The organism is Wukongibacter baidiensis, from assembly GCF_050888315.1.
Classification (GTDB): Bacteria; Bacillota; Clostridia; order Peptostreptococcales; family Caminicellaceae; genus Wukongibacter; species Wukongibacter baidiensis.
On record NZ_CP138202.1, the window covers coordinates 1 to 26,906 of the forward strand.

At 31.4% G+C, this 26,906-nt stretch carries 25 protein-coding genes and 1 other RNA gene; 23 read left to right on the plus strand and 3 right to left on the minus strand.

The features are described 5' to 3' along the window. The 4 genes from ppdK to rpoD form a co-directional block, all read left to right on the plus strand. On the plus strand, window positions 1-2,256 hold a 2,256-nt coding region (gene ppdK / locus R9X47_RS00005), incomplete at its 5' end, for a pyruvate, phosphate dikinase (protein WP_432664605.1). Between the two features lie 421 nt (window positions 2,257-2,677). Beyond that, a complete protein-coding gene (locus R9X47_RS00010; RefSeq protein WP_432664606.1) occupies window positions 2,678-3,688 on the plus strand; it encodes a deoxyguanosinetriphosphate triphosphohydrolase in 1,011 nt (336 codons plus the stop codon). Window positions 3,689-4,082: 394 nt separating this feature from the next. Further along, window positions 4,083-5,939, plus strand: a complete 1,857-nt coding sequence (gene dnaG, locus R9X47_RS00015) for a DNA primase (protein WP_432664607.1) — start codon at window positions 4,083-4,085, stop codon at window positions 5,937-5,939. A gap of 16 nt (window positions 5,940-5,955) precedes the next feature. Beyond that, a complete protein-coding gene (gene rpoD / locus R9X47_RS00020; protein WP_432664608.1) occupies window positions 5,956-7,053 on the plus strand; it encodes an RNA polymerase sigma factor RpoD in 1,098 nt (365 codons plus the stop codon). A gap of 124 nt (window positions 7,054-7,177) precedes the next feature. Here rpoD and R9X47_RS00025 read toward each other — a convergent pair whose 3' ends face one another. After that, the gene (locus R9X47_RS00025; RefSeq protein ID WP_432664609.1) at window positions 7,178-7,396 is read right to left on the minus strand and encodes a hypothetical protein; all 219 of its coding nucleotides are present in this window, start codon (window positions 7,394-7,396) and stop codon (window positions 7,178-7,180) included. A 137-nt stretch (window positions 7,397-7,533) separates the two neighbouring features. Between R9X47_RS00025 and R9X47_RS00030 the strand changes: the two genes are divergently transcribed. The 9 genes from R9X47_RS00030 (at window position 7,534) to R9X47_RS00070 (ending at window position 16,273) form a co-directional block, all read left to right on the plus strand. After that, on the plus strand, window positions 7,534-8,223 hold the full coding sequence (locus tag R9X47_RS00030; protein ID WP_432664610.1) for a tRNA (adenine(22)-N(1))-methyltransferase: 690 nt from the start codon (window positions 7,534-7,536) through the stop codon (window positions 8,221-8,223). Beyond that, the gene (locus R9X47_RS00035) at window positions 8,214-9,332 is read left to right on the plus strand and encodes a Nif3-like dinuclear metal center hexameric protein (RefSeq protein ID WP_432664611.1); all 1,119 of its coding nucleotides are present in this window, start codon (window positions 8,214-8,216) and stop codon (window positions 9,330-9,332) included. Before R9X47_RS00030 ends, R9X47_RS00035 begins: the two co-directional genes overlap by 10 nt. 114 nt (window positions 9,333-9,446) lie before the next feature. Next, window positions 9,447-9,792: RNase P RNA component class A (gene rnpB / locus R9X47_RS00040), an RNA gene on the plus strand. A gap of 228 nt (window positions 9,793-10,020) precedes the next feature. Next, on the plus strand, window positions 10,021-12,306 hold the full coding sequence (locus R9X47_RS00045; protein WP_432664612.1) for a hypothetical protein: 2,286 nt from the start codon (window positions 10,021-10,023) through the stop codon (window positions 12,304-12,306). 4 nt (window positions 12,307-12,310) lie between these two features. Continuing rightward, complete coding sequence (locus R9X47_RS00050) at window positions 12,311-13,009, plus strand: hypothetical protein (RefSeq protein ID WP_432664613.1); 699 nt, start codon at window positions 12,311-12,313, stop codon at window positions 13,007-13,009. Window positions 13,010-13,256: 247 nt separating this feature from the next. After that, the gene (locus R9X47_RS00055) at window positions 13,257-13,760 is read left to right on the plus strand and encodes a leucine-rich repeat domain-containing protein (protein WP_432664614.1); all 504 of its coding nucleotides are present in this window, start codon (window positions 13,257-13,259) and stop codon (window positions 13,758-13,760) included. A gap of 197 nt (window positions 13,761-13,957) precedes the next feature. Then, a complete protein-coding gene (locus R9X47_RS00060; RefSeq protein WP_432664615.1) occupies window positions 13,958-14,533 on the plus strand; it encodes a hypothetical protein in 576 nt (191 codons plus the stop codon). Between the two features lie 369 nt (window positions 14,534-14,902). Beyond that, the gene (locus R9X47_RS00065; protein WP_432664616.1) at window positions 14,903-15,364 is read left to right on the plus strand and encodes a C-GCAxxG-C-C family (seleno)protein; all 462 of its coding nucleotides are present in this window, start codon (window positions 14,903-14,905) and stop codon (window positions 15,362-15,364) included. Between the two features lie 303 nt (window positions 15,365-15,667). Next, the gene (locus R9X47_RS00070; RefSeq protein ID WP_432664618.1) at window positions 15,668-16,273 is read left to right on the plus strand and encodes an SIR2 family NAD-dependent protein deacylase; all 606 of its coding nucleotides are present in this window, start codon (window positions 15,668-15,670) and stop codon (window positions 16,271-16,273) included. A gap of 84 nt (window positions 16,274-16,357) precedes the next feature. Here the strand turns inward: R9X47_RS00070 and R9X47_RS00075 are convergent, their stop codons facing one another. After that, on the minus strand, window positions 16,358-16,903 hold the full coding sequence (locus R9X47_RS00075; protein ID WP_432664619.1) for a peroxiredoxin: 546 nt from the start codon (window positions 16,901-16,903) through the stop codon (window positions 16,358-16,360). A 639-nt stretch (window positions 16,904-17,542) separates the two neighbouring features. On the opposite strand from R9X47_RS00075, the gene R9X47_RS00080 reads away from it, so the two are divergent. The 3 genes from R9X47_RS00080 (at window position 17,543) to R9X47_RS00090 (ending at window position 18,799) form a co-directional block, all read left to right on the plus strand. Then, a complete protein-coding gene (locus R9X47_RS00080; RefSeq protein ID WP_432664620.1) occupies window positions 17,543-17,848 on the plus strand; it encodes a YkvA family protein in 306 nt (101 codons plus the stop codon). A gap of 96 nt (window positions 17,849-17,944) precedes the next feature. Next, complete coding sequence (gene hpt, locus R9X47_RS00085) at window positions 17,945-18,481, plus strand: hypoxanthine phosphoribosyltransferase (protein ID WP_432664621.1); 537 nt, start codon at window positions 17,945-17,947, stop codon at window positions 18,479-18,481. A gap of 141 nt (window positions 18,482-18,622) precedes the next feature. Beyond that, the gene (locus R9X47_RS00090; protein WP_432664622.1) at window positions 18,623-18,799 is read left to right on the plus strand and encodes a hypothetical protein; all 177 of its coding nucleotides are present in this window, start codon (window positions 18,623-18,625) and stop codon (window positions 18,797-18,799) included. A 105-nt stretch (window positions 18,800-18,904) separates the two neighbouring features. Here R9X47_RS00090 and R9X47_RS00095 read toward each other — a convergent pair whose 3' ends face one another. Continuing rightward, window positions 18,905-19,279 (minus strand): class II SORL domain-containing protein, encoded by a 375-nt coding sequence (locus R9X47_RS00095; protein WP_432664623.1) that lies wholly within the window; start codon window positions 19,277-19,279, stop codon window positions 18,905-18,907. Between the two features lie 337 nt (window positions 19,280-19,616). Here R9X47_RS00095 and R9X47_RS00100 point away from each other — a divergent pair, with 337 nt between their 5' ends. From R9X47_RS00100 to R9X47_RS00130, 7 genes are all read left to right on the plus strand, one after another. Then, entirely contained in the window at window positions 19,617-20,186 is a 570-nt protein-coding gene (locus R9X47_RS00100; protein ID WP_432664624.1) for a flavodoxin family protein, read from the plus strand. A 21-nt stretch (window positions 20,187-20,207) separates the two neighbouring features. After that, window positions 20,208-20,507 (plus strand): MTH1187 family thiamine-binding protein, encoded by a 300-nt coding sequence (locus R9X47_RS00105; protein WP_432664625.1) that lies wholly within the window; start codon window positions 20,208-20,210, stop codon window positions 20,505-20,507. A 114-nt stretch (window positions 20,508-20,621) separates the two neighbouring features. Beyond that, the gene (pduL, locus tag R9X47_RS00110) at window positions 20,622-21,197 is read left to right on the plus strand and encodes a phosphate propanoyltransferase (protein WP_432664626.1); all 576 of its coding nucleotides are present in this window, start codon (window positions 20,622-20,624) and stop codon (window positions 21,195-21,197) included. A 298-nt stretch (window positions 21,198-21,495) separates the two neighbouring features. Beyond that, window positions 21,496-22,923, plus strand: coding sequence for a S41 family peptidase (locus R9X47_RS00115; protein WP_432664627.1), 1,428 nt, complete (start codon window positions 21,496-21,498; stop codon window positions 22,921-22,923). Window positions 22,924-23,030: 107 nt separating this feature from the next. Next, entirely contained in the window at window positions 23,031-24,158 is a 1,128-nt protein-coding gene (locus R9X47_RS00120; protein ID WP_432664628.1) for a glucose-1-phosphate adenylyltransferase, read from the plus strand. Window positions 24,159-24,184: 26 nt separating this feature from the next. After that, a complete protein-coding gene (gene glgA, locus R9X47_RS00125; RefSeq protein ID WP_432664629.1) occupies window positions 24,185-25,666 on the plus strand; it encodes a glycogen synthase GlgA in 1,482 nt (493 codons plus the stop codon). A gap of 260 nt (window positions 25,667-25,926) precedes the next feature. Beyond that, on the plus strand, window positions 25,927-26,886 hold the full coding sequence (locus R9X47_RS00130; RefSeq protein WP_432664630.1) for a DegV family protein: 960 nt from the start codon (window positions 25,927-25,929) through the stop codon (window positions 26,884-26,886). Window positions 26,887-26,906: the final 20 nt, after the last annotated feature.

A 26,906-nucleotide genomic window follows, 5' to 3' on the forward strand; every position in this document is an offset into this window, starting at 1 on the left:
AGCGGGAATCCAAGGTTTGCATATGATAGTTACCGTAGATTTATTCAGATGTTCGGTGATGTAGTTCTTGGTATAAGTAAGTATAAGTTTGATAATATATTAGAGAAGGTTAAGGAAGCTAATGGAATAAAAGATGATACAGAGCTTTCTGTTGAAAACTTAAAGGAAGTAGTAAGTAAGTACAAAGAGATTGTTAAGAAAGAAACAAGAAAAGAATTTCCACAGGATCCAAAAGAGCAATTGATGATGTCAGTTCTAGCTGTTTTCGATTCATGGAATAATGCTAGAGCCATTGTTTATAGAAATATAAATGAGATACCTCACTATCTGGGAACAGCAGTAAATATCCAGTCAATGGTATTTGGAAACATGGGAGAATCCTCTGGTACTGGGGTAGCCTTCACAAGAAATCCATCTACTGGTGAGAAGGAAATATTTGGCGAATTCCTTATTAATGCCCAAGGTGAAGATGTCGTAGCTGGTATTAGAACTCCAAAAGCTATATCGGAGCTAAAGGATGTAAAGCCAGATATTTATGACGAGTTCGTTGAAGTTACTAAGATATTAGAAAAACACTATAAAGATATGCAAGATATTGAATTTACTATAGAAAACGACAAATTATACTTATTACAAACGAGAACAGGGAAAAGAACTGCAAAGGCTGCTGTAAATATAGCAGTTGAAATGACAGATGAGGGGTTAATTGATAAAGAAACTGCTTTAATGAGATTAAATCCCCAGCAGATAGATCAGCTTTTACATCCAACCTTTAAGCCTGATGAATTAGAGAAGGCTAGAAAGATTTCAAAGGGGTTACCGGCTTCTCCAGGTGCAGCAACGGGGAAGGTATACTTTACTTCAGAAGAGGTAGTAGAGGCAGCTCGTAGAGGAGAAAAGGCTATACTAGTAAGAGTTGAAACTTCTCCAGAGGACATTGAAGGTATGGTTAATGCTGAAGGGATACTGACAACAAGGGGAGGAATGACTTCACATGCTGCAGTAGTAGCAAGAGGAATGGGCAAGTGCTGTGTAGCAGGATGTGGTGAGATAAGAGTAGATGAATACAATAAGGTGTTTAAGATTGATGATATAGAAGTTAAGGAAGGCGACTATATTTCCTTAGACGGTAACTCTGGTACCGTATATGAAGGTGTTATTGAAACAAAGAGCGCTGAGCTAATTGGAAGCTTTGGAAAGATAATGGAATGGTCCGATGAGATAAGGAGATTAAAGGTAAGAACAAATGCCGATACTCCTAGAGATGCAGAAACAGCTGTAGAGTTTGGTGCAGAGGGAATAGGTCTTTGTAGAACTGAGCACATGTTTTTTAAAGACAATAGAATATTAGCCGTTAGAGAAATGATATTAGCTAAAAATAAGGAAGATAGAGTAAAGGCCCTAAATAAACTGTTACCATTCCAAAGGGAGGATTTTATTGGAATATTTGAAACTATGGCATCAAGACCTGTTACAATAAGACTTCTTGATCCACCGCTACATGAGTTTTTACCTCATAAGGATGAGGATATCAAGGCCCTAGCTGATGACTTAAATCTTAACTATGATGGATTAAAGGAAACTATTGAGGAGTTGAAGGAATTTAATCCTATGTTAGGACATAGAGGCTGTAGGCTTGCTATCACGTACCCAGAAATTTATGAAATGCAAGTAAAAGCAATCATATATGCAGCAATTCATGTTATAGAGGAAAAGGGAATAGATGTGGAGCCTGAGATAATGATTCCACTAATCGCCCATGAAAAAGAGTTAGAAATTATAAAGAAGTTAGTTAATGAAACTGCTGACGAAATTATGCAGGAAAGAAACGTTAAGTTCAATTATAAGGTTGGAACAATGATAGAAATACCGAGAGCTGCCCTTACAGCAGATGACATAGCTAATCATGCAGAGTTTTTCTCCTTTGGGACAAATGATTTGACTCAAATGACCTTTGGATTTTCCAGGGATGATAGTGGGAAATTTATTAACGAGTATAGAGAAAAAGAAGTATTCGAAAAGGATCCATTTGCAAGATTGGATCAATCAGGCGTAGGTAAACTAGTAGAAATGGCAATAAAGCTTGGAAGATCTACTAGGGAAGATATAAAACTAGGTATATGTGGAGAACACGGTGGAGATCCAGACTCAATAGAGTTCTGCCATAGAATAGGCTTAGATTACGTTTCCTGCTCTCCATTTAGAGTGCCTATAGCAAGACTAGCAGCAGCTCAAGCTGTTATAAAAAACAGATAAGCTTTGGCTTGTAGTAAGTTCATAGTGTGTAGGGGAGCTATTTCACAAAGATATTTTGTGAGTTCAGCTCACCTCTAGTTATTTATGTCACACCCTAAAACATTGTTAACTTTGTTAGCAATCTTAAAAAACGACAATAGTCGTTTTTTTTAGTTAAAAAAATATTTATGAAGGATTTAGGAAAAAATTGTTGTATATATATCTAACAGGAAATTTTCATAATCTGAAATTTTTGCAATAAATATTGTATAGAGATTCAAGTAAAACTATTAATTTATGCAAATCCAAAACTCTTAGAGATATCGAGTATTTGGATATGTATAAATTAAGTTTTGCTATATGAACTCTATATAAGAGAAAAATTTGGAATGAAGAATTATAAGATTTTGAATATTAGAATTATTAAAAGAGGGGTATTTTAATGGATATCAGGGAAATTAGTGAAAGGATAGAACTGGATACTTTGTCTGAATATTCGTCCAAATCATGTAATTCTAGAGGTAGGAAATTTCCAGAAAAAAAATGTGATGTTCGAACAGATTTTCAAAGAGATCGGGATAGGATAATTCATTCAAAGGCTTTTAGAAGATTGAAGCATAAAACTCAGGTTTTTTTGTCTCCGGAAGGAGATCACTACAGAACAAGATTGACACATACCTTAGAAGTTGCTCAAATTTCAAGGACCATTGCAAGGGCGCTAAGACTGAACGAAGATTTAACTGAAGCAATAGCTCTTGGACACGATCTTGGTCATACCCCCTTTGGGCATTGCGGTGAAAATGTTTTAAATCTAATCCATAAAGGAGGATTTAAACATAACGAGCAAAGCTTAAGAGTAGTAGAAAAACTAGAAAAAAGAGGGTATAAAGAAGGTGGATTAAATTTAACCTATGAAGTAAAGGATGGTATTTTAAATCATACAGGAGAAAAAGTACCGTCAACTCTTGAAGGTCAAATCGTTAAGCTTAGTGACAGAATAGCATATATAAATCATGATATTGATGATGCAATTAGAGCTAAAGTTTTAGATATAAGTTCATTACCTAGGGATTGCACAAAGGTGTTAGGTCATACCCATGGAGATAGAATAAATACGATGATAAGAGATGTAATCGGAGAAAGCTTTAGTAAGGATACCATCATGATGAGCGATCAAGTTCATTATAGCACAAAGAAACTGAGAGATTTCATGTTTGAAAATGTTTACTTAAATAAGGAAGCAAAGAAGGAAGAAGAGAAGGCACAAAATATTATTTTACAGTTATATAGTTATTTCTGTAAAAATCCCAACAAACTCCCACAGGAAATATACAATACGATAGTAGACTCCGATGAAGTAGAAGAAAATGTAAAGGATTATATTGCTGGTATGTCCGATAGGTATGCTATAAATAAATATTTAGAATTATTTGTGCCGAAATTTTGGGTATAGTATTGAAAATAGAGTGCTTGAATTAGCAAAGATATTATTCAGAAAATTGAATTAATTATGATTTTCATAAATAAGAAGGATATTAAAGAATAATGTCGAATATTGGAATCATAAGAAAAAATTCATTTAAAATAATGTTTGACTTTGTAATTTTGTGTAAAAAATTTCGATGCAAATTTATTTGCTAAAGTCAGTTTTGGGGGTTGATTAGGGATTATAAATATATATTGCTTAAAAAGCAGAGAATATATATTACGACTTAATTAAAAAATCATAAAAATTTAAAAAGGAAATGTTTAAGCAATAGAGAACATATGTATATAGTATTCAATTTTAAAGTATTAAGTTTTACTATGATACTCTATACTAATGATTTTTGTTAGGTGTGATTTTAATGTCAATAAGATATTCAGATGATTTAATTGAAGAGGTCTCACAAAGAAATAATATTGTAGATATTATATCTGAATATATTAATCTAAAAAAAGCTGGAAGAAACCATAAGGGTTTGTGTCCATTTCATAATGAAAAAACACCATCATTTGTTGTTTCTGATGATAAACAACTATTTCATTGTTTTGGATGTGGAGAAGCAGGTAATATAATTAATTTCGTAATGAAGATTGAAAATCTTGATTTCATTGATGCAATAGAACTTTTAGCTGAGAAAAGCAACATTGATCTATCCAGATATCAAGATAGCAGTCAAAATAGTGAAAAAGTAAGTAAGAAAAATAAATTATATGAAATTAATAGAGAAGCCGCTATATTCTTCTACAAAAATTTAGTGAAGAATAAAAATGATGGAATAAAATATTTATTAAATAGAGGATTGACTATAGACATTATTAAGAAGTTTGGACTAGGCTATGCTGTTAATGAGTGGGAAAGATTAAATAGATATTTATTAACTAAAGGATACGCCCAAGAGCTAATTTATGAAGCTGGTTTAGTCATTAAGCGCAAAGAAAAAAAGGGATATTATGATAGATTTAGAAACAGAGTAATTTTTCCAATAATTAACACAACGAAAAAAATTGTTGGTTTTGGTGGACGTGTTTTAGATGACTCTGTTCCAAAATATCTTAACTCTCCTGAAAGCCCTATATTTAATAAAAGTAACACTTTATATGGCCTTAACCTAGCTCGAAATGAACTAGGAAAGGAAAAAAAGCTTGTAGTTGTAGAAGGATATACAGATGTGATTTCACTGTATCAATTTGGAATAAAAAATGCAGTGGCAACACTTGGAACATCTTTAACAAAAAATCACGCCCAGTTATTCAAGAGGTATTGTGAAGAAGTAATTATTGCTTATGATGCTGATACTGCAGGAGAAGCTGCCACAATAAGAGGAATGGATATATTAAACGAAGCTGGCTGTAAGGTCAAGGTTATAAGCCTGGGTGATAAAATGGATCCTGATGACTATATTAGAAATTTTGGAACCGATGAATTCAAAGCCAAGATAAGGCGTGCTTTACCTTTAACCGATTACAAAATTGAGCAGATTAAGTCTAAATATGATCTAAACTCAAATGAAGGAAGAATATCTTTTATTAACGAATCTATAAAAGTTATAAAGGATTTAAAAAGTCCTGTGCAAATAGATATTTATTCCAAACGACTTGCAGAGGAGGCTAAAGTAGCTCCAAATGTTATAAAGTCGGAAATTTATGGTAATAATAGTGATAAAAAAAATCAAACTAAGTATAATAGAAAGAATAGAAATTTTAGCCCTAAATCAAGGCAATATGAAAAGCAATTTAAGCCAATGAAAATGATGGAAAAAAATGGTTCTGAAGAAATAGAGAAAAGCATCATATCTTTATGTTTATCAAGTAAAACTAATTATGATAAGATAACGTCACAAATAGATGAGCATGACTTTTTAAATGAAAATTTAATGAAGGTTTTTAGCATTATAAGGGAAATATATAAGAGTAGTCACAAAATTGATTTTAATACACTTATAGATAGATTGGATATTGAAGAAGCGAAGCGCCTTAAGGAAATGGAAAAGCGCGTTGTTCAATACGATGATGTAGATAAAACTATAGAGGAATTATTAATATCATTAAAGCGTTTTAAAATTGATAGTGAAATTAAATTTATAAAAGAGGAATTAAAGAGATTAGAAACTACAAAAAATAAAGATGAAGGGGATAAAATGAAGATTATTGAATTATTAAGAAAGCAGCAATTATTAGGAAAAAACCTAAAGAACTTAAGAATAGGTCAAATAGATTAGAAGGGAGGGAAGTCAAATGAGTGAAAAGAAGAAAAAAGATAAAGTTCAATCGGTAACTAAGCTTATTGAAAAGGGTAAAAAGAAAGGTCTCCTTACTTACACTGAAATCATGGATGCACTTGAAGATATTGATTTAGATAAAGAACAGGTTGAAGAAGTTTATGACTCATTGACTTCTATGGGGATTGAAGTAGTCGGTGATAAGGATGATGTAATAGAGATAAATGATGACGACACTGAATCTAAAGAAGAAGTTAGCTTTGATTTAACCTTGCCAAAGGGCATTAACATAGATGATCCAGTTAGAATGTACTTGAAGGAAATTGGTAAAGTTCCTTTACTTACTGCACAAGAAGAAATCGAGTTGGCTAAGAGAATGGAAAATGGTGAAGAAATAGCTAAAAGAAGATTGTGTGAAGCAAACTTGAGATTGGTTGTTAGTATCGCCAAAAGGTATGTTGGTAGAGGAATGTTGTTCCTTGACCTTATTCAAGAAGGTAACCTAGGACTAATTAAAGCTGTTGAGAAGTTTGATTGGAGAAAGGGTTACAAATTTAGTACCTATGCAACGTGGTGGATAAGACAAGCAATAACTAGAGCTATTGCTGACCAGGCAAGGACTATAAGAATACCTGTTCACATGGTTGAGACAATAAATAAACTTATAAGAGTTTCTAGGCAGTTATTACAAGAGCTTGGAAGAGAGCCTTCCCCGGAAGAAATAGCTAAGGAAATGGACATGACAGTTGAAAAGGTTAGAGATATTCTTAAAATCGCTCAAGAACCAGTTTCACTTGAAACTCCTATTGGAGAAGAGGAAGATAGTCACTTAGGAGACTTTATTCCAGATGATGATGCTCCAGCACCTGCAGAAGCCGCTGCTTTTTCAATGCTTAAGGAGCAGCTGATAGAAGTTTTAGATACTTTAACGCCTAGAGAGCAAAAAGTTCTTAAACTAAGATTCGGATTAGAAGATGGAAGAGCTAGGACTCTAGAAGAAGTTGGTAAGAAGTTTGATGTTACAAGAGAAAGAATTAGACAGATAGAAGCAAAGGCTTTAAGAAAACTAAAGCATCCTAGTAGAAGTAAAAAATTAAAAGACTATTTAGAATAAAAATTAGAGGGCATATAGCCCTTTCGTTTTTTGTATGATTTTAGATGGGGCTGTCTCATAAAGGTATCCTATGAGCTTTGCCCCGGAGTGATTTAGAATGAGCTTCAAATGAAGAAGAAATTAGTTATTCTGAATCACTCTTATCTAACCAGTATTGTTGATTCATGCCATACTCTATTTTCTTTTCCTTCTCTTTCTTAGGTTCCTTATCATCCAATTGATCTTGTTTGAAATTCATAACTTGATCCGCTTCCTCTTCCCATTCATGGGTTTTTCCACCCCAACTGAAATGAACAAGCTTAGATTTTGGCTGATTATCTTCGTTATATATTCTCCTTTTCATTACATCACCTCATTAATAATTTTTGTCGAATTTAAGCTTTTTATTTATTATTTATTATTTTTTTATGGCACATAGGAAATTATAAACCTATTAGAAAAATAAAGTATTTATACATATAAATGAAATGAGGTATAAAGATGAAACTTACTCAAAGGTTAAAGACGATTGCAGACTTAGTTCCAAATGGGGGAACTATAGCTGATATTGGAACAGATCATGCATACTTACCGGTATATTTAATTGAAAATAAGATTGTAGAAAGAGCAATTGCGGCGGATATAAACGTGGGTCCACTGAAAAATGCTGAGAGGACCATAAAAAGCTATTCATATGATAAGCACATTGAGACTAGGCTAGGAAGTGGTTTGACTCCTCTTAAGGCCAATGAAGTTGACACAGTAATAATTGCAGGAATGGGCGGACTATTAATACGAGATATATTAAAGGAAAGTATAGACGTTGTTCGAACAGTAAAAACTCTTATTTTACAGCCTATGGTTGCACAGGATGAGCTAAGGAAATGGCTTTGTGAAAATGGTTTTAAGATTGATAATGAAAGATTGGCTAAGGAAGGTAATAAACTATATGAAATATTAGTTGTTACTAAGGGGAAAATGGAAATAGAAAATGATATTTATTATGAAATAGGAGATAAGCTAATTGAAAATGAAGATCCTTATCTTAGTGATTTCATTGAGGCTAAACTAAGAAAATATACGGGAATTTTAAAGACTGTGGAGAACGAAAATACTGAAAAAGCAAAAGAGAAGTTCTTAGAATGTAAAGAAAGAATAGAAAAGCTTAAGGAAGTGAAGTCATGTCTGTAAAATGCAACGAGATTATGAGGGTCCTGGAGGGGATTGCCCCAATCTCCTTAGCTGAAAGTTGGGATAACGTAGGATTACAGGTAGGAGATAAAAATAAAGTGATAAAAAAAATCATGGTATGCCTTGAGCTAAACAATAAAATTATAGATGAAGCTATTAAAAAAGAAATTGATATGATAATCACACATCATCCATTAATATTTAAACCGCTCAAAACATTATTGTCATCGGACCCAATAGTAAGAATCATTAATAAGCTAATTAAAAATGATATTAACTTATATTGTGCTCACACAAATTTAGATATTGCCATTGGTGGAACAAGTGACTATTTGGCATCATTGCTAAACTTAAGTGACCTTAAGCCACTAAGCATAACTGAAAATAAGAAATACTATAAGCTTGCGGTATTTGTTCCAGAAAATAGCATTGAAGATGTAAGGGAAGCTATTAGTCTTGCAGGTGCAGGAAACATAGGCAATTATAGTCATTGTACATTTCAAAGCAAGGGCGTAGGGACCTTTAAACCATTACAAGGGGCAGACCCATATATTGGTGAGATTAATAGGTTGGAAAAGGTTGATGAATACAGATTAGAAACAATAGTGCCTGGAAATAAGCTTAGTAGTGTCTTAGATGACATGTTAAAGGCCCATCCCTATGAAGAAGCAGCATACGATGTCATACCATTAGAAAACAATATAGAGTCCTTAGGAATTGGTAGAATAGGGGAGTTAGCTACTCAAAAAACTTTAAAGGATTTTGCTTTAGAAGTCAAAAACGTTTTAAGTGCTGATAGTGTAAAGGTAATAGGTAATGAACAGCAAGCTGTTAAGAAAATAGGGATTTGTACAGGTAGCGGCAGTGAATATATAAAGACTGCTTCTAGAAGTGGATGTGACTGCTATATTACAGGAGATATAAAATATCATGACGCTCAACTAGCCTCAGACTTAGGTTTATGTATAATTGACGCTGGACACTATGAAACAGAGAACATAATTTGTATACCTTTAAAGGACAGACTGCTAAAAGAATTTGAGAAAAACAATTTTGCTATTGAGGTTACTACTTCGGAAATAAATATAAATCCATTTAAGGTGATTTAAAAGAAACACTTCTTTATATAATCAGGTGTTATCTGTTGTAAATGGATAATTTTACATTTTGACATAAGTATATATATGTGTTAATATATATCTTGTCGTTAAAATTAAATATTGCGAGTAAGTCAGATGGTCGCGTCGCTAAGCTTTAGCGATGAGGAAAGTCCGAGCTCCATAGAGCAGGGTGCTGGGTAATACCCAGTGGAGGTGACTCCAAGGATAGTGCAACAGAAATAAACCGCCAGTTTAGGCTGGTAAGGGTGGAAAGGTGAGGTAAGAGCTCACCAGCAACTAGGCGACTAGTTGGCTCTGTAAACCCCATCTGGAGCAAGACCAAGTAGGGACTAAAAAAGGGGGCTGCTCGTTCCCGTCCCGTTGGTAGGTCGCACGAGCCTGCTGGCGACAGTAGGCCTAGATAGATGACTATCAGATACAGAACTCGGCTTATAGACTTACTCGTTATAATTTATACATAAACACTTGCTTTTTAGCAAGTGTTTTTTTGTGTGTATATGGGTTTGAAGAGGACAGATTTATATACAGAAATAAAAAGTTGAACTATTTATCACAAGAGAACATTAAGAGAAAATTGGACTGTAATTCATTACATTACATAAAATTACAAAAAAAGTCAAAGGAAAATGAACTTTTTTATATAATATCATTATTAAAATAATTTCAGGGGGATATTATGAAAAGGAATTTATTTAGTAGTTTGTATGATGGCACTATGAATTGGAATAATTTTAAGGAAAACGAATTAATTATAGGGAAAGACATATTAGAATGCAGAGAAGAGTTTATTAAAAAAATTAATTCATCTGAACCCTTTATAATTCTGTACGGACAGTCGGGACACGGCAAATCAACTTTTTTAAGATGGATAAAAGAAGATATAGAATTTAATAATGAGAATAGAATGGAGAATTTTATTGTAGATATTGGGAATGGAGCTAATAATTTTGAAAAGAGTGCTATTGAACCATTAAATATAGTAATTAAAAATTGGTTGAGTGATATGAATAGGACAATATGTGATTGGTCTGCTAAGAAAAATTGTAAAAGATGCGAACATAAAAATTCATGTGAAGTTAATCAATGTATAGGCTTAGATTTATTAGCAGATTTTTTTATAAATCAGGGTGACTTCATGAAAAATAAATGTACTGATGATGTTAATAATAGAAATGAAAATGTAATAGATCGGATAGATGAACTTATTGACTTATCATTTGAACTGAATAATATTAAAAGTTTTGACTCTGCTAAGTATAAGAAATATAAAGGATATAGTAATAAATATCTAAAGTTAATCAAGTACTACTTGAATGATGAAGAACGTCTGAAGCTATTTATATTATATTTTATCAATTATTGTGAGAAGCATGAGGAGAAAAAAATAATAATACACTTTGATAATTTAGACGTAATTAGATATGAACTTTTTAAAAGTGCATTCCTAGAGTATTTTAATAGAATATATTTAGAAGTATCAAATCCAGCCAAAGAATTAAACTGTCCTATTGACTCAATAAAATTTGTACTTGTAGTCAGAAATACCCTACACGATGCACTAGAAAACCTAGAGCTAAATCCACATCGACTACAAAGAGAAAAGTTCGCTACTATGCAATTTAGAAACTATAATCACTTTGAAATATTTGAAAATAGGTTATCTAATAATCTAAAAAAGTATAATGATGATGATAAAGAGTATGTACGAGATTTTTTTCAAATGATTAAGGGGAAACTGTCAGTTCACCACAAGTTTATCAATATTTTTAATAGAGATATTAGATGGATTGAGGACTTCTGGTCATCTTTTACAAATTGTTATAACAAGGATGATATTGAAAAAATTTGCAAGTACAATAAAAAGTATGAACATTTTAGACGCTCAGTAAATTCAATATTATATCATCATATTCTTGAGTATTTATATAATCAAAACAGAGACAATAGTAATCATGATTCAAGTTACTCACCCTTACTTAATGATTTGATAGATAGTTATTTTGCAGTAAAACCAAATTGTAATATATACCGTATGCTATTGATTTATTTATTTAATAGAAGTAGCGATTTAATAAATTATGATCATGCTGAATTTGAATCAAAAGTCAATATTAGAGAGGTGCATAATGATTTCATAGATTTATATGGAAAAGATGAGTTAATATCAGCAATTAAGAACCTCGTATTAGGAAATAGATATGAAATTAATACATATTACTGGAACAACATAGTTGGAATATCAAATTGCTTAATTCATGATAAAGATGATTTAAAATATGAAAAAAATGATTTGATAAGAGAAGGGGTAACGCTATCTTTACAACCTGCTGGATTTATATTAATTCGACACATATTTTTGAACTTTGAGTTTTTTACATTTATCATTAATAAGCAAGATAAATCTAAAAAATATAAGCCCTTATACATGTATCTTAATGATTTCTGGCAAGGACTTGAGTTAATAGAAAAAGTTTTGGAAAAAGTAGAAATAGTATTTAAAAATATAGACAAATTTTATAATGAAAAATTTTCAAAAAACATTTCTTCAAATCAAAGCTATAATGATAAACAAGAATTCCACAGAGAATTTTTAAATGGTAATTTTTCATATAAGAGAAAAAAGAAAACTGAAGAAGATCAAGATTTGTTAGATTCTCAAGGTGTTTTTTATGCAGTAAGAATAGTGGACAATCATCTTTATCATATAGATAGGTATAGGATAATGGTAACTGAGGAAGCAAGAAGAAAATATAAACTAAATGACGCTAATCAACAACTAATTTATAAATTTAATGAAGGAGTAATTAACGTCATAAAGAAATACTTGGTTTACTATGAGAAATTTCAAACAGATAAAAATAAATTTGCAAAATCTGCTAATAATCTAATAAAAGTTATAGAAAATCAACCTAAAATTAATTTTGATTTCAATGTATTGGAAAAAGAGATTTGGAGGGAATAAGAAAATGCATAAGAATAATAAAATGATACTGATGTTGTTTATTAGCATATTTATAGTAAACTTATTTATTATACTTATATACGCAAATAATTTCGGCTTTCAGTTTTCTTCAAATCATGCAAGATGGTCAGAATTTGGAGGTTTTTATGGTGGGATAATTACACCGCTTATTTCTACAATAACACTAATTTTTATAGTATATTATAATACAATGAGTTATCAAAAAATGGTATCTAATGAAGCTTTACCTATTTACTATAAAATAATAAATAAGCAAGAGGAAGATTTTAATGCCATTTATACTAAAAGAAAATTAGATATAGAAGAGAATGAGCTAGATATTATTAAACTATTTAAGAATAACAAGAAGTTTGAGACATCAATAATTGATTGTAGTGCTACAAAATTAACAATAACAAAAGATAATAAAAGAATTATTGATAAAAAGATATGTTGCTTGAAAGATTTAGCTGAAATTCTTGCTCATAACAATATTTTCTTTGATGATATAAAAGACAAGTTATTTCAAATGAGTTGGTTTAAAGATATAGTTAAAGATGTAAATCGTATAGCTGAGGAGAATGAAATTATAAAGAAATCAATAAATAATCTAGAAATTGATGATGAGTTAAAACTACTACTAATGAACAGTTTAAGCAAAACAACATCAAATATATACGAATACTTTAAATTTATTGAATAAGAGATTTTATTAAAAAAAGTGAGGCTATAATATTAGATAAAGTATCACTAGCAAATACAAGCAAAATCATGGAGAAAGGTAAATTGATTGTATTATTTAAATCGATGTACCTGTCCCTATGATTTTATTGCTTTTTGGCAGGTGTTTTTTATGTGAATATGAAGCTATCAGAGGAGAAAGATATATATAAGAAATTGAAATACCTATATACATAATCGAAATATTTACTATAAAGAAGGGAATATAAATGCATAAGATAGAGAGTTATCTTAAAGGGTATTTTGGAGATAAGTTTCAATATTATATGTTAAATCCGCATTTAGTAAAGAGACTTGAATTTGAAGATATGCTAATGGATGATATTGAACGGATTACTATGTTTAGCAACTTAATCTATCTCAACATTTCGGGAACAGAAATACAAGATATTGAACCGATAAAAAGTTTAAAAAACTTACAGGTCCTATATGCTGACTTTTGCAAAATTACTGATTTGTTACCTTTATCAGAGTTATATCAATTAAGAGAGTTAGATTTTTCAGCACCGCTAGATTGTTTCGATAATATAGAGCCATTAAGCAACCTAAAGAACTTAAAGAAACTTTACATACCAGACCATCTAATAAAGACGATAAAGCCGATTTATGGGCTGGATAAATTAAAGGTTCTTAGTATTCAAAGAACTAAAGTTCCTTTGGTAGAAGTAATAGAATTTAAGTTACTGAATGATAGGTGTGAAGTATTGTATTGATTATAAAATAATATATAAATTCAGGAAATATCACAAGTTAAATCCAATTTTATATTTCTTTACACATACTTTATTGCATCCTAGTATATAAAATCTCTAAAATCATACAATATTTATACGAAAGAATATGATGATTTAGAATAAAAGTAATGCTGATATTTATAGAGTCCTATATTAATGAAAGGGGAAATTTAACTTTGGATGATAAAGATAACAAAGAAATTGAATTTTCAGTGGAAGAGAAGGAAAATAAAATAGTAACTGACATTGATAAAAGAACAATCTTAAAAAGAATTAAAAAACTAGAAGTACTGAATTATATTATTATACTTCTATTAGGTATCATGATTATTTCTAATTTTTTTAATTTTAGAACACCAGTTGCAGATGAAAAAAATGAAAAGGAGCTACCTAGCATAATTAATAAAGAAGCTAGAAATAACCTAATTAATGAAGTTAAAAAATATTACAATAATGATGAAAGAGAAAAATTCTACAATGTATTAGGAGATTATGCTAAAACGTTTATTTCTTATGAAGAGTTCAAAGTGAATATTAAGCGGATAAATGATTTTGCTGGTAAGATACATAATGCTACATATACTCATTACGAATATTTGGGAAATCAAGACAGTGCAGACTTATTTAATTTGAAATATGCTGCTAAATTTGATAATGGGAATGGGACGATTAGATTAACGATTATGGTGAAGAATAATGAATGGGAATTAAATGGATTTAGATTTGATATAGATAATATAATAAAAAACTAAAATTGGACATAGTAGATTGATTTACTAAAAATTTGTAACCTCTTTTTAATACTTTACAATATATGAGAGCTAGTATGGGATAGGGCTTAGGCTCTATTTTCTATTTTTTAAGAAGTATTTGATCATGGATATGGATTAGTGAGACATATGAGAATAAGAGCTTGAGGAATATTATATTCCCTATATTAAATTCACAAATATTGCAAAAGTACATGGAATAAAAGACAGCTTAACGATAAATTGCTAAAAAACACCATTTAGAAACAAGGAAGTAAAGATAAATATATAGAACTAAATAAATGATAGATAATATTAAAAATATATTAAAGACATAAAACAATGAGCACTAAACCTTGGGGAGGGAGATTAATGAATAAAGATATTACATTGGAAGCGCGGAATAAAGCTGGAAACTACTTTAAGGAAGGATATAATTGTGCAGAGGCAATTTTTTTAACATTTAGAGAGTATCTAGCTCCAGAAATTAGTCCTGAAACAGTGAAATTGGTAACAGGATTTGGACATGGAATGGGTCGAACTGGATGTATGTGTGGCGCATTAACGAGTTCGATTATGGCCCTGAATATGATTGAAGGAAGAACATCTCTTGAAGATAATCGTTATTCTGCCTATGATTGCGCTGGTGAGTTCCATGAACGATTTGTAAACGAATTTGGTACTTCTTGTTGTCGTGCTTTAAATCCATATCCATTTGAAAGTCCAGAACATCTGAAAAATTGTTTGAAAATTACAGGAAATACAGGTAAGCTTTTAATGGATTTTTTACAAGAAAAAGGACTATATTTAGAAGAAAGTAAGATTTCAACCTAAGTTAAATCGAGAAAGGTGAATTATATAGTAAACTAGAATATGAAGAGGCAGATTATTTACATAGAAATTAGTTTTCTAGAAAAAGCTAAAGGCAAACAAAGTAAAAATTTTCTATTAAAAAGTGCTGTTCAATTATTACCGTGGAAATAGTAAAAATACTGCAAATTCATACAAAATTATGCATAGAAATATAAATATTAGCCTCAGAATTGGATAAAAATAAAGGATATTGTAAGATTTTGTTGAACATAATTTCTATTGTATTTAATAAACTATAAATATCTATGAGAGGGAGTGAAAGAAATGAAAAGATTAGTAGCTTTCACAGGAGCAGGGATTTCAAGGGATAGTGGAATTCCAACCTTTGTAGAACTTGGTGATTTGAGAGAAAAGTTAAGTAGAAGTTATTTTAACAGTTATCCTAAGGATTTCTATAATATATTGAAAGAATTTAGAGGAAAAATTAAAGTTGCTGAGCCCAATGAGGCCCATAAGGCACTAGCAAAATATGATATTCCGATTATAACAATGAATATTGATTCTTTACATAACAGGGCAGGGAGTGAAAGGGTTTTAGAAATCCATGGGAATCTTACTTATGTCTTTTGTCCCGATTGCAATAAAGAATATGATTTTGATGAGGTGTATAATTCAATTTATTGCCCGGATTGCGACAAGATACTTCAGCCAAATGTAGTGCTGTATGAAGATATGATTCCAGGCTATGGAGAAGCTATGGAAATAATTGATTCTGCTGATGTACTATTAGTAGTAGGAACATCATTCTATACTTCAACTGCAGGCTTCATGGTAGAAAGAGCCAAAAGTAGAGGAGTAGAGGTCAATATAATAAATGAAAATGCTAAAGAATCTGTACCAGAATATATAGAAGATTTCTTTAAGCTGTAAAAGAATATATTGAGATAATAAAATAGGCCCTCATAGACTTGTCCGTGCTATGGGGCCATTTTTTAATCAATTATGGTGTATTTCTTAAACCTCTAAAAGATCATCTCCTATATCCCAATCCATAGGGCATAATCCGCCAGTTTGAAGGGCATGTAGAACTCTTAGAACCTCAGCTGCACTTCTACCAACACTTAGATCATGCACTACTTGATATTTAATAACTCCATCGGGATCAATAATAAATAAACCTCTAGTAGCAATACCCTCTTCTTCTACATATACACCATAGTCTTTGGAAACTTGATGAGTTATATCTGAAGCTAGTGGGAAGTTTAATTTTTCAAGGCCAAATTGATCTCTTGGGGTATTCATCCATGCTTTGTGAGAGAATATGCTGTCAGTACTTACTCCTAGTACCTCAGCATTTAGCTTTTTAAATTCTTCAAACCTATCACTGAACCCAGTGATTTCAGTAGGTCAAACAAAGGTAAAGTCTAAAGGGTAGAAGAATAGCACAAGCCATTTTCCCTTATAGTCTTTCAAACTAACCTTGCTAAAATTCTCAGCATCTCCGAGTGCTGTTTTCATGTCAAAATCTGGAGCAGTAGCTCCAACTAATCTTTCAACCATACTTAAAAAAACCTCCTAATTAAAATTTTTAAATCATTTTAGAGATAAGCAACTTCAAGGTTTAATAAAGTTCAAAGGAAAAATGTAGAATCGTTCATTATTTTCTCAGAAATTTATTTTGGATCTTAATGTTGTTTATCTATAGAAAATCTCATAAATTGATTTAGTAAATTTGACATTTATATAGAATGCATTCATAAATCTACATTTGATTTCTTGTATAGGTGAAGCTTAAATAATATTCAAGTAATCAAAATATAAGAGTTTTATGCCATTTCTATTTACTAGTTTTATCATTTTGCAGTCAATATATGTATTGTACAATTTGCTATTATTCAATTATCAAATTTACCTATTTAATATGTTCCCAGGTTAATAAGTTTTTAAACATAAATTATGAAATTGATTATCATTTTTCTTTAATGTGCCCAAGAATTTTGCATAAAAAATATATAATAATGAAGGAAATTAAGCGAAGATAGTGAATAATAATTAATATAATAAATTTTTAAATGACATAATGATCAATTTATTTTGCTAATTAAAGGAGTGATTATTATTAAGAAAAAAAGTAAAACTAAGTATGGTAGTTCCAATTACTTTAAGGCCATTTTTGACTTTTTTAAGAGAATATCAGTTTTGTATAAGTACTTATTAGATAAAGAGGTCAGAATAATTAAGAAAATACTAGTTATAGCTATGATAATATATGTAATTTCTCCCTTAGACCTAATACCTGAGGCTGTGCTAGGATTTGGATTTGTTGATGATGCAATGGTGGCGATATATGTCATTACATCAATTTCAAAGGAATTAGACAAGTATACTTCTACAAAGGAAGAGGGGAAAGAACAAGAAAAAGCAAAAGATGAGAGGGGAAAAGTAATCAATTTGGCTGAATATGAGGCAAGAGACAAAGTAGATAATGAAGAAGATGAAAATTAAAATCCGAATATTAAAATAAAAATTCGAAAAAATGTTTAGTTTATGTTATTATATTAGTATTAGTATTTATAGTAACTACTAAGGATGGTGTTGTAGATGAGAAATGACGTAAAAGAAGTTTTATATTCGGAAGAAAGAATCCAGAAAAAAGTAAATGAGTTAGGAAGTAAAATTACTGAAGACTTAGCAGGTAAAGATGCAATTGTAATAGGAGTTTTAAAGGGCGCCAATGTTTTTTTGAGTGACCTTATTAGAAAGATTGACACACCAATTATTGTAGATTTTATTGCAGTTTCCAGCTATGGACTTTCAACTGAAAGCTCAGGCGTTGTAAAAATAAACAAGGATCTAGACTTTAGTATAGAAGATAAGGATATTTTGATAGTGGAAGATATTATCGATACTGGTTTAACTCTTAAGTACTTACTAGAAAACTTGAAATCTCGTAATCCAAAAAGTATAAGAGTATGTACTCTTCTTGATAAGCCTGAGAGAAGACAAGTAGACATTAAAGTTGATTATATAGGATTTGAAATTCCTGATGAATTTATTGTAGGATATGGCATTGACTATGCTGAAAAGTATAGAAATCTGCCTTTTATAGCTTCACTAAAAAGAGAAGTATACGAATAATTTAGATTTTATTTAAAATGATAAAAATAGTAAGGTTATATATAATTGTGGAAATTTAGTATATGTAGTATAAAATCCTCGAAACCACTAATACTAATAATGGATAAAGTGTTGAGAACAACAATTTTGAGGAGTGATTTTATGGCTACACAAGCTGAATTTCAAACTATTAAACAAAACTTCATTAGTGCAGGCGTAGATGAAAAGATAAGAATATACACTACTACTGAAGGACTATCAGTTGATCAATTTAAGGAACTACTTAGAGAGTTTCCTTTACAACATTTAGAGAAGCTAGAAAAAGCTATGGCTTCGTAATATAATAATTAAAAAAGCCCCATTTACTGGGGCTTTTACTTTATAAGGTCATTTTTCGAAGAAAAATCTGACCAAAACGAGGGGGATTCGATATCCCTCTCGTTTTTATTCAACTACTATTTCTTTACTGTTTTCCCAAAGTCCATGAATATTACAATAGCTAAGTGCATATAGTGTACCTGATTTACTTATCTTAACATTTGTAATAGCTACTGGCTCATCATATACTTCACCTTCGCCATGGGCAGTAAACTTATAATTACCTATTTCTACAGGGAACTTTGCTCCTTCAGGATGGAAGAATACCTTTACCCATGAAATATGGTGCTCTAAAGTATTAGGGTGCTTGATTTCATCACCTATAGAGACTCTTAAATCAAAAGCTTCACCTGATTTCACTTTATCTGGTGCCTGTATAACAGGAACGTGTTTTTCACCTTTCCAATCTCCAGTTTGTAAAAATTGACCTAATGTTTTCATTATATGACCTCCTCAAAATTTAAATTTATTTTTTAGTTAACACATAGGAAAATTCATATCTTTAAGACTAAACTATTGCTTTTAACAATATGTATTAGTTTTTATAAATATTCTTAATATTATTCGCGCTATATTATTAATTTCCGTTATGTGCTTAAATAATGTTCATCTTGAAAATCTATTATATTTATATCCAATAAATAAGAATAAAAACATAAAATTGAAAAAATAATAAATAAATTTACAGGAAAATAATGACTGTTTAAATAGAATTCCGTATTGTTAATTTATTGAGAGTATTATACTATATAAGAAAAAACACTTTATGGAGGTAAAATTGAAAGTATTAGCTTTATTAGGAAGTCCTCGGATTAATAGAAATACCGATGTTTTATTAGAAGAAGTTCTAAAGGGAATTAGAGAATATACCAGTGAAATAAATAAATATGAACTGATAAAACTAAAAATAAACCATTGCATAGGATGTTATAAATGCGGTGAAATAGGTCATTGTATATATAATGATGACATGAACAAGCTATTTAAAGAATTTGATGAAGCCGATGTAGTTATTCTTGCAACGCCACTATACTTCAATTCTGTAAGCAGTATAAGCAAAACAATGATTGATCGCTGCCACGCACTTTGGGCAAGTAAGTACATATATAAGAAGCCCTTAATTGATAGGTATAAAAAAAGAAAGGGTATATTTATTTGTACTGGTGGAGCAAAACAGAATGAAGATGGCTTTATTGGAGCCTTAGCTGTAGCCGACCTATTTTTTAGATCCGTAAATACTGAGTTATCAAAACAACTTCTTGTTGATGATACAGACAGTTTTTCAATGTCAGAAAGAAAGGATATACTAAAAAAAGCATATGATATTGGCAAGGAAATATGCAAATAATATAAAGGAGGAAATAGAAAAATGGCAATAGTTGAATTCACAATAGTACCTTTAGGAACAAAGGACACGAGCCTCAGTAAATATGTTGCTGATTGTCACAAAGTTTTAGAGGAAGTAGAGGACATAAAGTATCAACTTACCCCAATGGGAACCATAGTTGAAGGAGATTTAGACCAGATTCTTGAAACCATAAGAAAAATGCACGAGGTACCATTCAAAAATGGAGCTTTAAGAGTGTCAACAAGCATAAAAATTGATGATAGAAGAGACAAAGTCTCAAGTATGGACGGTAAGGTAAAATCCGTGCAGGAAAAGTTATAATTTAGTTTAAAAAATTTTCGTTGAATTTTTATTAAATATTTGACAAAGATCGATAATTATATGGTATTATAATAATGTATTATGTATACAACATTGTTTGAAGGAGGAAGAAACATGAGCAAAAAATTAGTACCAGTAGGCTTATCAAACCGTCACATACACTTAAGCAAGGAACATATCGAAGCATTATTTGGAGAAGGTTATGAACTAACAAAGTTTAAGGACCTTGCTCAACCAGGACAATATGCATGTCAAGAGAAGGTTGACATCGTAGGACCTAAGGGAACTATAAAAGGGGTAAGAGTATTAGGACCTGCTAGAGGTAACACTCAGGTTGAGATTTCATTTGCTGATGGATTTACTTTAGGAGTTAAGCCTCCAGTTAGAGATTCTGGAGATTTAGCTGGAAGCCCTGGAGCAAAGATTGTTGGACCAAAGGGTGAAGCTGAGATGACTGAAGGAATTATTGCAGCGGCTAGACATATTCATATGCACACTAGTGACGGGGAGAAGTTTGGTATTGAAGATAAAGAGATAGTAAAGGTACGTGTTGAAGGTAAAAGAGGGTTAGTATTTGAAAACGTACTTGCTAGAGTTAACCCAAGCTATGCTTTAGAATTCCATGTTGATTTAGAGGAAGGAAACGCAGCTGGACTTAAAAATGGAGACATGGTTGAGATAATAAAGTAGTTAATAATATCATTTAGAATATATTATTATAAATTATTTTTGCTAAATAGTTAGACATAAAAATGAAAATTCTATATCTAGGTTGTTATAGATATTAATAAGACCACAGCAAACAAATCGTTGGATAATTGCTGTGGTTTTTTATATTTATGATTATGTATATATGCAAAGCCTTCCCTTTAAATTCTTACAAAAGTCTTTATTTTATCATGGGAGCGTTGATTTGCAATAGGGATAGCAGTATAATAGGAAATGTCCAAATTATGGTATGGATTTTAAAGGGGAAAGGGGTCTGGACATGAAAAAAGTATTGATGTTGATCACAATAATGATTTCAAGCTTGTTTCTACTTTCGTGTAGAAGCCAAGTGGATGAGATACAAAGTGATAGCGTGAAAGAAAAGAGCAATGAAACAGCTATTGAAACACCGATTGAAGATGTAAATATTTATAAAGAAGACTATATTGAAGCCTGTAAGCTTTTAGCAAATAAGTACATATATCTTGAACGAAAACTGAATAAATCTAGGGAGAGTTTTTTTAATGAATCTATAGAATATTCAGATTCAATAGATTGGAGCGGAGGTAAAGAACAATTTATTTCTGAAATTAGAAAACTCCTATCAAAGTTCCCCGATGGGCATGTTACATGGAGTCTGGACAGTGAGCTTTATCTAAGAAATAAAGGAAAGTTCCTTGGCTTAATAATGACAGTAGGCAAAGATAATAAGGTTTATGTAGGGAAAGTCTATAACGAATATTTATATAACATTTGGGAAGGAGACGAAATAGTAAAGATTAATGGAGAGGAAGCAATAAAAGCAATTAAATCCTTTTCAGAGAAAATTCCTAGGTCGACATCCTATGGGTCAATGGAACTTGCTGCAAGAAAGTTTCCCATGGAGTACCCAACTCAACCTATAAGAGATGAACTTAGTGATGTAGAAATAACGTTTAAAGATAAAGATGGAAACGTAAAAGATATTGTACTTCAATGGAAGGATTGCAGTGCGACAGTTGATTTTGAGAAGTATGAAAAAAACGATTTAGTATTGTTGACGAAAGGTATGAAACCTTCATTAGAAGAGATACCAAAGGATGTAAGCTATAGCAATCCATCACTTTTATATTATTTTAGAACTATTAAATCTAAAAAGATTGCAATTCTACATCCAAGGGATTTTTATAACTGGAACCAAGAGGACTTGGATTTAACCTTAAGTAAAATACTGAAGGATAAGCCTGACATCTTAGTCTTAGATCTTAAAGATACAGCTGGGGGAGCATTCGATCAAGTATTGTACCTAGCATATGCTATTGGAATAAATAAGGATTTTAAATTTTTCTATGATTCTATTGATTCTGAGACTAGCATGAGAACATCAGGTATAGGAGATTTCAAACTTATCAGTGACAAGATAGACTTGAAAAATATCTGGCATGGAGAGGTTATTGTTAGGACGAATTCGATATGTTCCAGTGGGTCAGACTTTTTCCCAAGATGGTTTCAGTTAAATAATAGAGGAAAAACAGTAGGGATGCCTACAGCAGGTGCTGGGGGAGGAACCGATGATTTTATTTTAAAGAATACGAAAACTGAAATCAGTTTTCCACTTAGGGAAAGGATAATATGCGGAGATGATAAGCCTATAGAAGGTAACTCTGTAATGCCAGATAAAATTGATGATGGTGATCTAATAGAAATATTAGAAAAAATAATCGAATAAATTAACTTTTATTTTACTGAGAGTCCAATTGGACTCTCTATTTTTTTCAACAATATAGCTAGTTGCACATAAGATAAAGCGGGGAGGAAAAAAGAGGTGACGGAAACATGAGAAAAATTAGTAAAGAAATGGTCGTTTTGATTCTTGCAGGTGGGCGTGGTTCTAGATTAAAGGAACTTACAAATAAGATTGCTAAGCCTGCTGTATATTTTGGTGGGAAATATAGGCTGATTGATTTTTCCCTAAGCAACTGTTCTAATTCTGGATTTGATACCGTTGGTGTACTTACCCAATATCAGCCCTTAGAGCTAAACGAACATATAGGCTGTGGAAGTCCATGGAATCTCAACGTAAAAAATGGAGGGGTTACTATATTACAATCCTACGAAGGGCCAAAGGGCGGAAGGTGGTATAGGGGAACTGCCAGTGCGATCTTTGAGAACATAAGTTTTGTGGAGAGATATAATGCCAAGTACGTGCTGATATTATCTGGAGATCATGTTTACAAAATGGATTATTCTCTATTGCTTGAATATCATAAAAAAAAGCAATCACGGGCTACCGTCGCTTGCATAAGGGTACCTTTAAAGGAAAGAAGTAGATTTGGAATAATGAACATTGATAGTGAAAGCAGGATTTCAGAATTTGAAGAAAAGCCTAAATTTCCGAAAAGTAATTTAGCATCAATGGGGGTTTATATTTTTAACTGGGAAACACTTAAAGAGTACTTGACTAGGGATGAAAAGGATGAGGAGTCAAATAATGATTTTGGAAAAGATATAATTCCAAAGATGCTTATGGACAAGGTAAAAATGTATGCCTATGAGTTTAAAGGATATTGGAAGGATGTAGGGACTGTAGAAAGCCTATGGGAAGCGAATTTGGATTTGATAAAAGAAAATAATAAGTTAGATCTTTACAACCCCGATTGGGGAATCTATACAAGAGATTTAGGATATCCACCCCCATATATTAGTAGTATAGGACAGGTAAAATCTTCGCTTTTAGGTGGAGGCTGTGTCATTCATGGAAAGGTGCGCAATTCAGTTATATTTTCTGGTGTCTACGTTGGAAAAGGATCTAAGATAATAGATTCTGTAATTATGCCAGATACAGTAATTAGAGAGAATGTAACAATTAGGAAGGCAATTGTAATGAGTGACATTCTAATAAAGTCTGGATATAGGATATATGACAAAGATAATAATATAGTAATTATAGATAAGAGTCCATAATATATTCATAGTTAGGAGGTGTTTTAATGTTAAAGGTTTTATTTGTAACTTCTGAGGCATTCCCCTTTGCAAAGACAGGAGGACTAGGGGATGTGGCCTTTGCACTACCAAAGGAGTTAAAAAAGCAAGGGATAGATGTAAGGGTTTTAATGCCCAAATATAAAGATATTGATGATAATTTCAAGAGAAAAATGACAATCTGTTCTAGCTGCACAGTTAAACTAGGATGGAGAAATCAGAGCTGTGGCATTGAAGGAATGGAATACCATGGAATTCCATTCTATTTTATAGACAATGAATATTACTACAATAGAGATGGATTATATGGATTTCATGATGATCATGAGAGGTTTCTATTTTTATGTACAGCAGTAATGACTGTAGTAGAAAACATAGATTTCATCCCTGATATTATTCATTGCAATGATTGGCACTCCGGAATGATCTGTCCCCTCATAAAGGAGTATAGTAAAAATAAAACTCTCCTATCGGATGTACAAACCATATTCACTATTCACAATTTAAGATATCAAGGAAATTTTCCTAAAAATATATTAGAGGATATGTTAAATTTAGATTTAAAGCGCTATTATAAGGACGATGCTCTAAAATCCTATGGTAATATAAGTTTTATGAAGGCCGGGATAAACTACGCCGATCTAGTTACTACTGTGAGCAAAACCTACGCTAAAGAAATCCAGACCAAGCATTACGGAGAAGGACTAAACGAGGTTTTGAAGGCGAAAAGAAAAAGGTTATATGGAATCACAAATGGTATAGATTATAAAATATTTGATCCAAAAATTGATAATAATATTTTTGATAAATACGATATAGATACACTAGAGAAAAAGAAGGAAAACAAAGCAAAACTTCAAGGAGAATTAAGACTTCCTAAAAAAATATCTGTCCCTTTGATTGGAATGGTTACTAGGTTAGTAGGTGCGAAGGGAATAGATTTAATAATAGATATAATTGATGAGCTAATGTCTAAAAATATTCAATTAGTAATTTTAGGTAAGGGTGATCCAATAATAGAATCTAAGCTAAAGAGCTTTGCTAAAAAATATTCCTCTAAACTATCGGTTAACATTCTATATGACGAATCCTTAGCACATAAGATATATGCGGCCTCAGATATGTTTTTAATGCCGTCTATGTTTGAACCCTGTGGATTGGCTCAGCTAATTGCCCTTAGATATGGTACAATTCCAATTGTAAGGGAGACTGGAGGACTAAAAGATACAGTAAAAAACTATGATGAAGTAACAAGGGAAGGCAATGGATTTAGCTTTAGCAAATGCAATAGTCAAGAAATGTTCTATGCAATTAATAGAGCACTAAAATTATATGAAGAAAAAGGTATATGGAATAGAATAATTAAAAATGGTATGAAGGAAGATAATAGTTGGGAGAAATCTGCTAAAATATATAAAAAACTATATGAGAAATTAATTGCAGATAAAAGTATGTATAGGGTTTTAAGTAAAGGCTTTAATTTATGCTAGTCAAAACTTCTAAAGATGCTGGGTATTTGCACAGGTATGAATTAAGTGTTGCTATGTAAACACTATAATAAAGAAAATTTTACTTCAATATTGGCTGAAGATATGGTAATATTTATCTAACAAAATATAACAAAGTTCGACAGAAATATTATTTTTGATATTTGAGATGTCACCCCAAATTATTTATAGAAAGTTTGAAAATGTGCAGATAGTCTTGAATCTTCTATGAATAAGTTGGGATTAATATTGGAGGGCAAGGTATGATAAAAATTATGGCTGATTCAACATGTGACCTGTCTAATTGGGTTCTTGATAAGTATGATATAAGTTTGGCGCCATTAACTATAAATATAGATGGGAAGGTATATAAGGATAGAATAGATATTATAGCTGATGAGTTTTATAATATCATAGAAGGTCTAGATAAAAACCCAACTACAGCAATGCCTAGCCCTACGGAATACTTAGACTTAATAAAAAAGGCAATCGGGGATGGCTATACAGAGATATTATGTATTTGTATGTCTAGTGGTACAAGTGGAGCCTATCAGTCAGCTGTATTAGCTAGGGATTATTACTTCGAGGAAAGCCCTGATTCAAGCATTAAGATTCATGTGGTTGATTCAAAATCCATGAGCCATGGTAGCGGTTGGCTAATATTAAAAAGCGCAATGATGAGGGAAAAGGGAGCTACCTTTGAAGAAATAATTGAGTTTGTAGAGATATATAAGGCAAATGTAAAGCATTATCTTTCAGTAGACGATTTATCCCACCTGATAAAAAGTGGTAGGCTTACTAACGCCAGTGCTTTTATAGGCAAAATATTAAAGCTAAAGCCAATAATGTCAATGAAAAAAGGTAAGGGAGCAATCGTTGCTAAGGAAAGAGGTAGAAAAAGAGTTCTTAAGCATTATGTCGATGAATTTAAAAGAAGAAATGACTGGGAGCTTACAGACTTTATAATAATCGGTTATACCTCTGATATGAAATTTGCAGAAAATCTAAAGAATAAGATTATTAATGAGAGTGAGTTTAATGGGGACATTCATATTATGCAAATGGGTGTAGCAGTTGGAACCCATGTAGGCCTAGGAGCTGTATCGATGTTCTTTATAGAGAAAGGCCACAGGTTAGATAATCTGTTGGTAAATGAAGTCCATAGTCTTATTGAAAGAAAAAATGAAATATTAGAGAAATTAAAAGCAATGAATGAAAATTAGAAGCTTAGGGGAAGTAGACT

Coding starts and splice junctions, on each gene's coding strand:
- R9X47_RS00090 (WP_432664622.1), top strand. CDS start 18,623: ATGGCTACACAAGCTGAATTTCAAACTATTAAACAAAACTTCATTAGT.
- glgA (WP_432664629.1), top strand. CDS start 24,185: ATGTTAAAGGTTTTATTTGTAACTTCTGAGGCATTCCCCTTTGCAAAG.
- R9X47_RS00065 (WP_432664616.1), top strand. CDS start 14,903: ATGAATAAAGATATTACATTGGAAGCGCGGAATAAAGCTGGAAACTAC.
- R9X47_RS00025 (WP_432664609.1), bottom strand. CDS start 7,396: ATGAAAAGGAGAATATATAACGAAGATAATCAGCCAAAATCTAAGCTT.
- R9X47_RS00050 (WP_432664613.1), top strand. CDS start 12,311: ATGCATAAGAATAATAAAATGATACTGATGTTGTTTATTAGCATATTT.
- pduL (WP_432664626.1), top strand. CDS start 20,622: ATGAGCAAAAAATTAGTACCAGTAGGCTTATCAAACCGTCACATACAC.
- hpt (WP_432664621.1), top strand. CDS start 17,945: ATGAGAAATGACGTAAAAGAAGTTTTATATTCGGAAGAAAGAATCCAG.
- dnaG (WP_432664607.1), top strand. CDS start 4,083: ATGTCAATAAGATATTCAGATGATTTAATTGAAGAGGTCTCACAAAGA.
- R9X47_RS00070 (WP_432664618.1), top strand. CDS start 15,668: ATGAAAAGATTAGTAGCTTTCACAGGAGCAGGGATTTCAAGGGATAGT.
- R9X47_RS00035 (WP_432664611.1), top strand. CDS start 8,214: ATGTCTGTAAAATGCAACGAGATTATGAGGGTCCTGGAGGGGATTGCC.
- R9X47_RS00045 (WP_432664612.1), top strand. CDS start 10,021: ATGAAAAGGAATTTATTTAGTAGTTTGTATGATGGCACTATGAATTGG.
- R9X47_RS00055 (WP_432664614.1), top strand. CDS start 13,257: ATGCATAAGATAGAGAGTTATCTTAAAGGGTATTTTGGAGATAAGTTT.
- R9X47_RS00120 (WP_432664628.1), top strand. CDS start 23,031: ATGAGAAAAATTAGTAAAGAAATGGTCGTTTTGATTCTTGCAGGTGGG.
- R9X47_RS00130 (WP_432664630.1), top strand. CDS start 25,927: ATGATAAAAATTATGGCTGATTCAACATGTGACCTGTCTAATTGGGTT.
- R9X47_RS00010 (WP_432664606.1), top strand. CDS start 2,678: ATGGATATCAGGGAAATTAGTGAAAGGATAGAACTGGATACTTTGTCT.
- R9X47_RS00105 (WP_432664625.1), top strand. CDS start 20,208: ATGGCAATAGTTGAATTCACAATAGTACCTTTAGGAACAAAGGACACG.
- R9X47_RS00030 (WP_432664610.1), top strand. CDS start 7,534: ATGAAACTTACTCAAAGGTTAAAGACGATTGCAGACTTAGTTCCAAAT.
- rpoD (WP_432664608.1), top strand. CDS start 5,956: ATGAGTGAAAAGAAGAAAAAAGATAAAGTTCAATCGGTAACTAAGCTT.
- R9X47_RS00095 (WP_432664623.1), bottom strand. CDS start 19,279: ATGAAAACATTAGGTCAATTTTTACAAACTGGAGATTGGAAAGGTGAA.
- R9X47_RS00115 (WP_432664627.1), top strand. CDS start 21,496: ATGAAAAAAGTATTGATGTTGATCACAATAATGATTTCAAGCTTGTTT.